An 8,025-nucleotide genomic window follows, 5' to 3' on the forward strand; every position below is an offset into this window, starting at 1 on the left:
TTTTGCCGCCGCGCACCGTGCCGCCAGGGTCCGCCAGGGCCTGGAAGACGGCGCCAGCGTGACGACGGCGATTTACGATGCCGGTTTCAACTCAAGCGGACGTTTTTACGAGAAATCCACTGGCATGCTCGGCATGACGCCGACGCGCTATCGCGCCGGTGGCGCCGACGAAGAGATCCGCTTCGCCGTTGGCGAGACCTCGCTCGGCACCATCCTGGTCGCGTCCAGCCAGAAGGGCGTCGCCTCGATCCTGCTCGGAGACGATCCCGACGCGCTGGTGCGCGACCTGCAGGATCGTTTCCCCAGGGCACGGCTGATCGGTGGCGACCGCGACTACGAGGCGCTGGTCGCCCGCGTCGTCGGTTTCGTCGAGGCTCCGGCGCTCGGCCTCGACCTGCCGCTCGACGTCCGCGGCACGGCGTTCCAGCAGCGCGTCTGGCAGGCCTTGCGCGCCATCCCCGCCGGCCAAACGGTTTCCTATGCGGAGATCGCGCATCGCATCGGCGCACCTAAGGCGACCCGCGCCATCGCCGCCGCCTGCGCCGCCAACAATCTTGCCGTCGCCATTCCCTGCCACCGCGTCATCCGCAAGGACGGCGCACTTTCCGGCTACGCCTGGGGCGCGGAGCGCAAGCGCGCGCTGCTCGACCGCGAGGCAGCGTCCGACAATGCCAACCGGTCGGTGCGGGCCTGACGAGGACCGGCAATGCGCGCGATGGCAAGGTCTCCCACCACCGATGCGAACATCCAGACCCAAGCTGCCGGCAGCCGCCGCGCCCCTGACGCGAAATCACGGGTGATGACCGCCATCGGCCAGATGGTCGATGATGGCAAAGCCGAATGGAGCCGCACCGCAACCGGCGAGGTTGAGTTGCGCCTGTCATCAGGCGAAGTGTTCGTGCTGGGCGAAATTTCCGTCACCCGTGTCGCATGACGTCCTCAGGCGAAGTGCCAATGATCCAAATCAGCGCTCTACGGCGCCCCCTCTGTCCTGCCGGACATCTCCCCCACTTGTGGGGAGATTGGCTGTCATCGCGACCTTCTCCAATCTCCAACGTTTCAGGACGAGAGCCGGCGCAGGAACTGCCAATCTCCCTCCTTGTGGGGAGATGTCCGGCAGGACAGAGGGGGGCGCCGTAGAGCACCTGCCTTGGGGATTCGAATTTGAAAGCAAGCACCGGAGTGAGACACGGCTGGTAGGTGGCTAGGGTTCAGGCACAGACAAAAGGAGTGAAGGCAATGAACCTCGTACAAACCAATATTCCGGCGACAGTCACCAAGCTCGCCGCCCTCGATATCATAACCTACGCCATCGGCGAATCCGCGATCGGTAAAATCCTGGCGGCACGCAGCCAGATCGGCGTCTGCGCCATCCTGATCGGCTCGGACGCCGACGCGCTGGAGCGGGATCTTGGCCATCGCTTCCCGGGCAAGCTACTGGTCGAAGACCGGGCCACCTTGCGCGACGATCTCGCGGCAATCGCGCGCTTCGTCGAAATACCTGGCGTCGGTCTCGACCTGCCGCTCGACCTGCGCCGCGGCACGCCATTCCAGCAGCGCGTGTGGGAGGCGCTCCGAGGCATCCCGTGCGGCGCCACCATCACCTACGCCGCGCTGGCCCAGCGCCTCGGCCAGCCGGACGGCGCCCGTGCCGTGGCGACGGCCTGTGCGGCCAACGCGATTGCGCTGGGCATTCCCTGCCACCGTGTTGTCCGCGCCGACGGCACGCTGTCGGGCTACCGCTGGGGCCTCGAGCGCAAGCGCGCTCTGATCGACAAGGAGGCTACGATATGAATGCCCATGCTAGGGTTGCCGCATCGGCGGTTGAAGCTGCTCAGACGCGTGTCGCCGGTTACGACTGGCCCGCCCTTGCAGCCGAACTCGACGGTTTCGGCTGCGCGGTGATTGAAAAGCTGCTGTCGCCCGAAGAATGCCGGGAGATCGCCGGCCTCTATCCCAAAGAAGAGCATTTCCGCAGCCACATCCATATGGCCAGGCACGGCTTCGGCAAGGGTGAGTACCGCTATTTCCGCTATCCCTTGCCCGACCTTCTGGGCGGCCTGCGCAGCGCGCTCTATCCCAGGCTGGCCGAGGTCGCCAATCGGTGGAACGAGCGGATGGGGCAGGCCATGCGTTATCCCGCGACGCATGCCGCGTTTCTCGATCAGTGTCATGCCGCCGGCCAGACGCGGCCGACGCCGCTGCTGCTGCAATATGTGCCTGGCGACTTCAACTGCCTGCACCAGGATCTCTATGGCGACCTCGCTTTCCCGCTGCAGGTGGCGATCCTGCTCTCCGAACCGGGCCAGGATTTCACCGGCGGTGAGTTCGCGCTGACCGAGCAGCGGCCGCGCATGCAGAGCCGGGTCGAGGTGGTGCCGCTGCGCCAGGGCGACGCCGTTGTCTTTGCCGTCCACAACCGGCCGGTGCAGGGCACCAAAGGCAATTACCGCGTCAACCTGCGTCATGGCGTCAGCCGGCTGCGCTCAGGCATGCGCCACACGGTCGGGATTATTTTTCACGATGCGAAGTGAGCAGGGAGAAGATGGAGGTCCCCCTCACCCCGCCGGTGCATAGCGACTGACCACCATGCCACAGTCATAGGTCTTCGAGCCGAGCAGCCGCAGGTTTCTAAAACCGCCCTGATCAAAAATCCGGCGGCCCGCACCCAGCACCGCCGGGTTGATGAAAAGCTGAAACTCGTCGACCAGCCCGGCCGCAATCAGCGCCGACGCGAAACCGGCGCCGCCGAACACGGCCATGTCGCCGCCCTCGCCCGCTTTCAGCGCATTGACTTCGCGCGGCAGGTCGCCGCTGGCCACGCTCGTGCGCTCCCAGGCCGGCTCCCCGGCCGATTGCTTGAGCTTATCACTGAGCACCACCTTGCGGGCGTCGACGATGCGTTGCGCAAAGGCGTAGAACGGATCGTGCGGAAACTTCTTGGCGGCATTGCCCCAATGGGTGAGATAGCCCTCCTGCGCCATCTTGCGGCTGAGCAGGATGGTATCGACGCCTGTGAAGACAGCGTTGAAGTCCTGCTTCAGCTCATCGTCCCAAGCGCTCTCGTCACCCCACTCCCAGAGCTGCCAGGAATGGTCCTCGGTGGCGCCGACAAAGCCGTCGACCGACATCTGCATCTGCAGGACCAGCTTTTTCACCGTCATTCTCCTCACGGCTATCGCAAAACAGTTTACATTTGGAACTGTTGACGCAAGGCCAAAACGATGTCAATAGTAAAGTGATTTAGAAATGGAACCATAGATGGCGACGCGCGAAAAATCCGACTGCCCGATCAACCTGTCGCTCGAACTCATCGGCGACCGCTGGACGCTGCTCATCATCCGCGACATGGTCTTCGCCGGGAAAAAGCACTTTCGCGAATTCCTGCAATCCGACGAAGGCATCTCCTCGCGCACGCTGGCCGAGCGACTGCAAACGCTTCAGGACGAAGGCATCCTCACCAGAAGCGACGACCCGACGCATGGCTTGAGAACGGTCTACCGGCTGACCGAAGCAGGCATCGACCTATTGCCGGTGCTGGCGACGCTCGGCGCCTGGGGCAGCAGGCACCGCAAGGCCGACGAGAGATTGGCCAGGATTACCGACCAGTTGGCGGCAGGCGGCGAAGCAGCGCTGGAAAAGATGAAAGCGGCGCTGCGAACGGAGCATAGTGTCTAGGCGGTTGCGTTCAAGCCGAACCGGCATGGCTGTTGCCGCACCCAATCGCTCTTCGCTTGACAACCATCCATCTTTGTTCTTTATTTGTTCTATTCTATCAGCAACTGCGGATGTGCGGTCGATGGAAACGACAGCCACCATCCTGCATGCCGATCTCGACGCTTTCTACGCCTCTGTCGAGCAGTTGCTCGATCCGTCGCTGCGCGGCAAGCCGATCGCGGTGGGCGGCGGCGTCGTGCTCGCCGCTTCCTATGAGGCGCGCGCCTTCGGCGTGCGTGGCGGCATGCCGGGGCGCAGGGCGCGCGAACTCTGCCCGCATTTGATCTTCGTCGGCGGCAATTTCAGCCATTACCAGCGGCTGGGCGATGCGGCGATCAAGGTGCTCGACGATTTTACGCCTGTAGTCGAGCGCATTTCCATCGACGAGGCGTTTGCCGACGTCGCCGGCTGCACGCATCTGTTCGGCTCGCCGCAGGAGATCGCGACAACCATCCGCCGCCGCGTGCGGGCCGAACTCGGCCTGCCGATCTCGATCGGCGTGGCGCGCACCAAGCATCTGGCCAAGATCGCCTCGCAGGTCGCCAAACCCGACGGGCTGGTGGTCGTCGAACCCGGCACGGAACTCGCCTTCCTGCATGATCTGCCGGTCGGACTGATGTGGGGCGTCGGCCCGGCGACCAGGGCGCGGCTGGCCGAGATCGGCGTCGAGACCATCGGTCAACTGGCCAGGACGCATCGCGGCGCGCTGACGCGCCTGCTCGGTCCCGCCGCCGGCGAAAAGCTCGCCGCCCTGTCCTGGAACCGCGACCCGCGAAAGCTGGAGACGAAGCGCCGCGCGCATTCGGCCGGCGCCCAATCGGCGCTTGGCCAGAAGCCGGCTGTGGCACGGGTCATCGTGCCGACACTGCTGCATCTGGCCGACCGCGTCGCCAGTCGGCTGCGCGCCAAGGCAAGGCCCGGCCGCACGGTGACGGTACGCGTGCGCTTTGCCGATCTCAGAGCCGTCACCCGCTCGATCACGCTTGACCAGCCGATCTCGGCGACCGCGATGCTGGCCGAGATCGCCGGCGATCTGGTGCGCGGCCTGCTTGCCGACAATCCACAGGAGAAAACGATCTCGCTGCTGGCGATCTCGGTCTCGCATCTTGAGGAAAGCTTCGAGTTACAGCTCGACCTGCCGCTTGGCCTCGCCGACGAGAGGCGCCGGCCCGGCACGAAGAAGGGCCTAGCACGCTTCGACGCCGACCGCGCCATCGACAAGATCCGCGAGCGTTTCGGCAAACAGGCCGTCGGCTACGGCACGGTGGCGCTGGAGGCGGCGCGCTCGGTTCCCGACGAATTCAGGGAGTTGGCGGAGAAGGAGCTGTGAAGCCGGGGGCTACTCCATCTCTTCGCCGTCCCAGTACCGCCTCACCGCTCCCATGTCGAAAATGCCGTCGCGCCGGCGCAAGGCGTCGACCGCCATCTTGTTGGAATCTGGATAGACGCAGACCTCGTTGGGATTTTTCTCGCCGATCATCAGGTAACGGCACGGCCCCGTGCCGCTGTTGAGGAAGGAATGCCCGACCGCCAGGCCGGCTGGAAAGCAGACATAATCGCCGGTTTTCATTTCGTGGCGCTCCTCGCCAAGCAGCAGCGTCACCTCCCCTTCCAGGATCAGCGCATGCTCCTCTTCGAGCATGTGATAGTGCCGGGGCGCCAAGCGCATGCCGGGCGCCGGCGCTTCGATCAGCATGCCGACATGATAGTCGGAGCGTCCCAGCGCGGCATAAGTCAGGTGCCTGGACCGGCCGCCGAACCGCGGACCTTCGCCCTCGACCTTCCATTCGACAGCATCGCTGGCGATCGGCGGGATCGGCGCGGCTGGGGGTTTGGTGACACCGGCCGTCACATCCGACGGCAGCGGATCGCCGGCGGTAAGGCCGGTGTTCTCGCCGTCCCAGTAGCTTCGGTTTGCAGCGAGATCGAAGATCGCGCGGCGGCCCAGGGCGCGTACCAGCACCTTGTTGGAGGCGGTGTAGACGACCACTTCATTCGGGTTGCGCTCGCCGACGATGACATAGCGGCACAGTGCGTCGCTGGTATTGATCAGGCAATGCCCCGCCGCGGCACCGGCGGGAAAGCAGATGTAGTCGCCGGCCTTCATTGCATAGGCCGCGTCGCCGACATACGCGGTAAGCGCCCCTTCGAGGATGAAGACATGCTCTTCCTCGAAAATATGGTAATGCGCCGGCGAGGACTGCTTGCCAGCCGGAAGCTCCTCGATTGCCACGCCGACACGGTGTTTTTCGCCAAGGGCGGCCAGCGACAAATGCCGGTAGCGCAGGCCGAAGCGTGGCACGTCGGACCATTCCGTCCACGGCACCTCATCCGATGCGAATGGTAGCGGCGGTTTAGCTTCGTCCACCATTAGGGCCTCCTGGTCCTGTCGCCCTGCCCTCGTCGCGTGCTGCTAGAGGGTCCACGACAGAACAAAGCTGCCAGCTTCCGGCTAAACCGCCAAGCGGTGTTCGCTACGCTCCTGACATGGCTCGACAGGAGCCGCGCGCTTCAGCCTCGGATGGCCTTGCCCGCCTGCTGCAGCAATTCGAACGCCACGAAGCGTTTGGCATGCCAGCCGGCCAACGTAGGGTCAGGATGATAGACCTCGCCGAGTTCCGACATGCCGGCCATCGCCGCCGCCAGATCCTTGTAGGCACCGGCGGCGACCGCGCCCAGCATCGCCGAGCCGAGCAGCACCGGTTCCGGCGAGGTCGAGGCCACCACCACCATGCCTGTGGTGTCGGCCAGCAGTTGGCGCACCAGCGGGCTTTGGCCGGCGCCGCCACTGACCACGATGGTGTCGACGGGAATGCCCTTGTCATGCTCGGCCCGCACGATCTGGCGCGCGCCGTAGCCCAGCCCGCAGACCCCGGCGACATAGAGCCCGACCAGGCTGTCGAGGCTGGTGTCGAGATCGAGCCCGGCAATCAGCGCGCGCGCGTCCGGGTCGGCGAAAGGCGCGCGGTTGCCGAGGAACTCCGGCACGACATGGATGCCGCCGACCAGGGCCGGCGTGGCCGCGGCTCCATTGCGGCTTTGCGCCTGCAGCGACAGCCAGGCGCTGAGGCTGAGCCCCTCGGCTTGCGCTTTGGCGGTCGCTTCGCCGGCTGCAGGGTGCATGCGCACCAGATGATCAATCGCAGCACCAGCTGCCGACTGGCCGCCCTCGTTCAGCCACAGGCCCGGCACCATGGCCGAGAAATACGGACCCCAGACACCGTCGACGAAGGCCGGCTCGGCGGTCGACGACATGGTGCAGGCCGAGGTGCCGAAAACATAGGCCATGCGCGACAGCACGCTGCCGAAATCGCCGCGCGCGCCGACCGTGCCGACGCCCCCGGCATGCGCGTCGATCAGTCCGGCCGCCACCGCGGTGCCGGGGTTGAGACCAAGGTCTGCTGCTGCCTGCGCGGTCAATCCGCCGCCGAGTGCGGCACCGGCCGGCACGATCTCGGTGCCGATGCGCGCGAATGCCTCGTCGGCCAGCGCGCCGAGGCCGATCTTGCGGAAATACGTCTCGTCCCAGCGGCTCTCATGCGCCAGATAGGTCCATTTGCAGGTCACCGTGCAGACCGAACGGGCAAGGCTGCCGGTCGCCCGCCAGGTGAGGAAATCGGCGAGGTCCATGAACTGCCAGGCGGCGTCGAAAGTGGCGGGCAGGTTTTCGGCCAGCCACAGGAGTTTCGGCGTTTCCATCTCCGGCGAGATGACGCCGCCGACGTAGTTCAACACCGCCTCGCCACTGCGATTGATGCGGCGCGTCTGCTCGACCGCGCGATGATCCATCCAGACGATGATGTTGCGTTCCGGATTGGCGGACTTGCTTACCGGCAGCGGCACGCCGCCCTCGCCCAGCACCACCAGCGAACAGGTGGCGTCGAAGCCGATGCCGGCGATCGCCTCGGGCGCCACGCCCGATTGCGCGACCGCTTCACGCGTGGCCGCGCAAACCGCCCGCCAGATGTCGTTGCTCGACTGCTCGACAATGTCGCCGGCCTCGCGCCAGACCTCGATGTCCCGTTTGGCCGAGGCAAGCAGGTTTCCCGTGTGGTCGAACACCCCGGCCCGCGCGCTGCCGGTGCCGACGTCGATGCCGAGGAAGTGGGACATTGGGGGAAACCTTCGGTTTAGGGCAGTAGGGCAGTAGGGCAGTAAGGCAGTAAGGCAGTACGGGAATAGGGGGATGGTGGCTTGGCTCGGGCCCGGGCATTGAACGGCAGAGCAATCCTACTGCCCTACTGCCCTACTGCCCTACTGCCCTACTGCCCTACTGCCCTACTGCCCTACTCCCCTACTCCCCTACTC

At 65.5% G+C, this 8,025-nt stretch carries 9 protein-coding genes; 6 read left to right on the top strand and 3 right to left on the bottom strand.

Features of this window, described 5'->3' with window-relative positions:
• From EN932_RS23020 to EN932_RS23040, 4 genes are all read left to right on the top strand, one after another.
• A partial coding sequence (locus EN932_RS23020; protein WP_128369095.1) for a methylated-DNA--[protein]-cysteine S-methyltransferase occupies positions 1–694 on the top strand: 694 nt, incomplete at its 5' end.
• Positions 695–706: 12 nt separating this feature from the next.
• Positions 707–934: a hypothetical protein gene (locus tag EN932_RS23025; protein WP_127367766.1), complete on the top strand. Its 228-nt coding sequence runs from the start codon at positions 707–709 to the stop codon at positions 932–934.
• Positions 935–1,239: 305 nt separating this feature from the next.
• Positions 1,240–1,794: a methylated-DNA--[protein]-cysteine S-methyltransferase gene (locus tag EN932_RS23035; protein ID WP_127368857.1), complete on the top strand. Its 555-nt coding sequence runs from the start codon at positions 1,240–1,242 to the stop codon at positions 1,792–1,794.
• Positions 1,791–2,534, top strand: a complete 744-nt coding sequence (locus tag EN932_RS23040) for a 2OG-Fe(II) oxygenase (RefSeq protein ID WP_127368858.1) — start codon at positions 1,791–1,793, stop codon at positions 2,532–2,534. Before EN932_RS23035 ends, EN932_RS23040 begins: the two co-directional genes overlap by 4 nt.
• A gap of 24 nt (positions 2,535–2,558) precedes the next feature.
• On the opposite strand, the gene EN932_RS23045 is transcribed toward EN932_RS23040, so the two are convergent.
• Positions 2,559–3,158, bottom strand: a complete 600-nt coding sequence (locus EN932_RS23045) for a dihydrofolate reductase family protein (protein ID WP_013530731.1) — start codon at positions 3,156–3,158, stop codon at positions 2,559–2,561.
• Between the two features lie 103 nt (positions 3,159–3,261).
• Between EN932_RS23045 and EN932_RS23050 the strand changes: the two genes are divergently transcribed.
• Positions 3,262–3,678, top strand: a complete 417-nt coding sequence (locus EN932_RS23050; protein ID WP_013530730.1) for a helix-turn-helix domain-containing protein — start codon at positions 3,262–3,264, stop codon at positions 3,676–3,678.
• Between the two features lie 121 nt (positions 3,679–3,799).
• The gene (dinB, locus tag EN932_RS23055) at positions 3,800–5,047 is read left to right on the top strand and encodes a DNA polymerase IV (protein ID WP_127385660.1); all 1,248 of its coding nucleotides are present in this window, start codon (positions 3,800–3,802) and stop codon (positions 5,045–5,047) included.
• A 9-nt stretch (positions 5,048–5,056) separates the two neighbouring features.
• Here the strand turns inward: dinB and EN932_RS23060 are convergent, their stop codons facing one another.
• A complete protein-coding gene (locus tag EN932_RS23060) occupies positions 5,057–6,088 on the bottom strand; it encodes a cupin domain-containing protein (RefSeq protein WP_082827445.1) in 1,032 nt (343 codons plus the stop codon).
• A 140-nt stretch (positions 6,089–6,228) separates the two neighbouring features.
• Positions 6,229–7,830, bottom strand: coding sequence for an FGGY-family carbohydrate kinase (locus EN932_RS23065; RefSeq protein WP_127369855.1), 1,602 nt, complete (start codon positions 7,828–7,830; stop codon positions 6,229–6,231).
• Positions 7,831–8,025 lie beyond the last annotated feature (195 nt).

The sequence above is a fragment of the Mesorhizobium sp. M7A.F.Ca.US.002.01.1.1 genome, assembly GCF_004022955.1.
Classification (GTDB): domain Bacteria; phylum Pseudomonadota; class Alphaproteobacteria; order Rhizobiales; family Rhizobiaceae; genus Mesorhizobium; species Mesorhizobium ciceri.

Coding starts and splice junctions, on each gene's coding strand:
- EN932_RS23040 (WP_127368858.1), top strand. CDS start 1,791: ATGAATGCCCATGCTAGGGTTGCCGCATCGGCGGTTGAAGCTGCTCAG.
- EN932_RS23060 (WP_082827445.1), bottom strand. CDS start 6,088: ATGGTGGACGAAGCTAAACCGCCGCTACCATTCGCATCGGATGAGGTG.
- dinB (WP_127385660.1), top strand. CDS start 3,800: ATGGAAACGACAGCCACCATCCTGCATGCCGATCTCGACGCTTTCTAC.
- EN932_RS23025 (WP_127367766.1), top strand. CDS start 707: ATGCGCGCGATGGCAAGGTCTCCCACCACCGATGCGAACATCCAGACC.
- EN932_RS23035 (WP_127368857.1), top strand. CDS start 1,240: ATGAACCTCGTACAAACCAATATTCCGGCGACAGTCACCAAGCTCGCC.
- EN932_RS23065 (WP_127369855.1), bottom strand. CDS start 7,830: ATGTCCCACTTCCTCGGCATCGACGTCGGCACCGGCAGCGCGCGGGCC.
- EN932_RS23050 (WP_013530730.1), top strand. CDS start 3,262: ATGGCGACGCGCGAAAAATCCGACTGCCCGATCAACCTGTCGCTCGAA.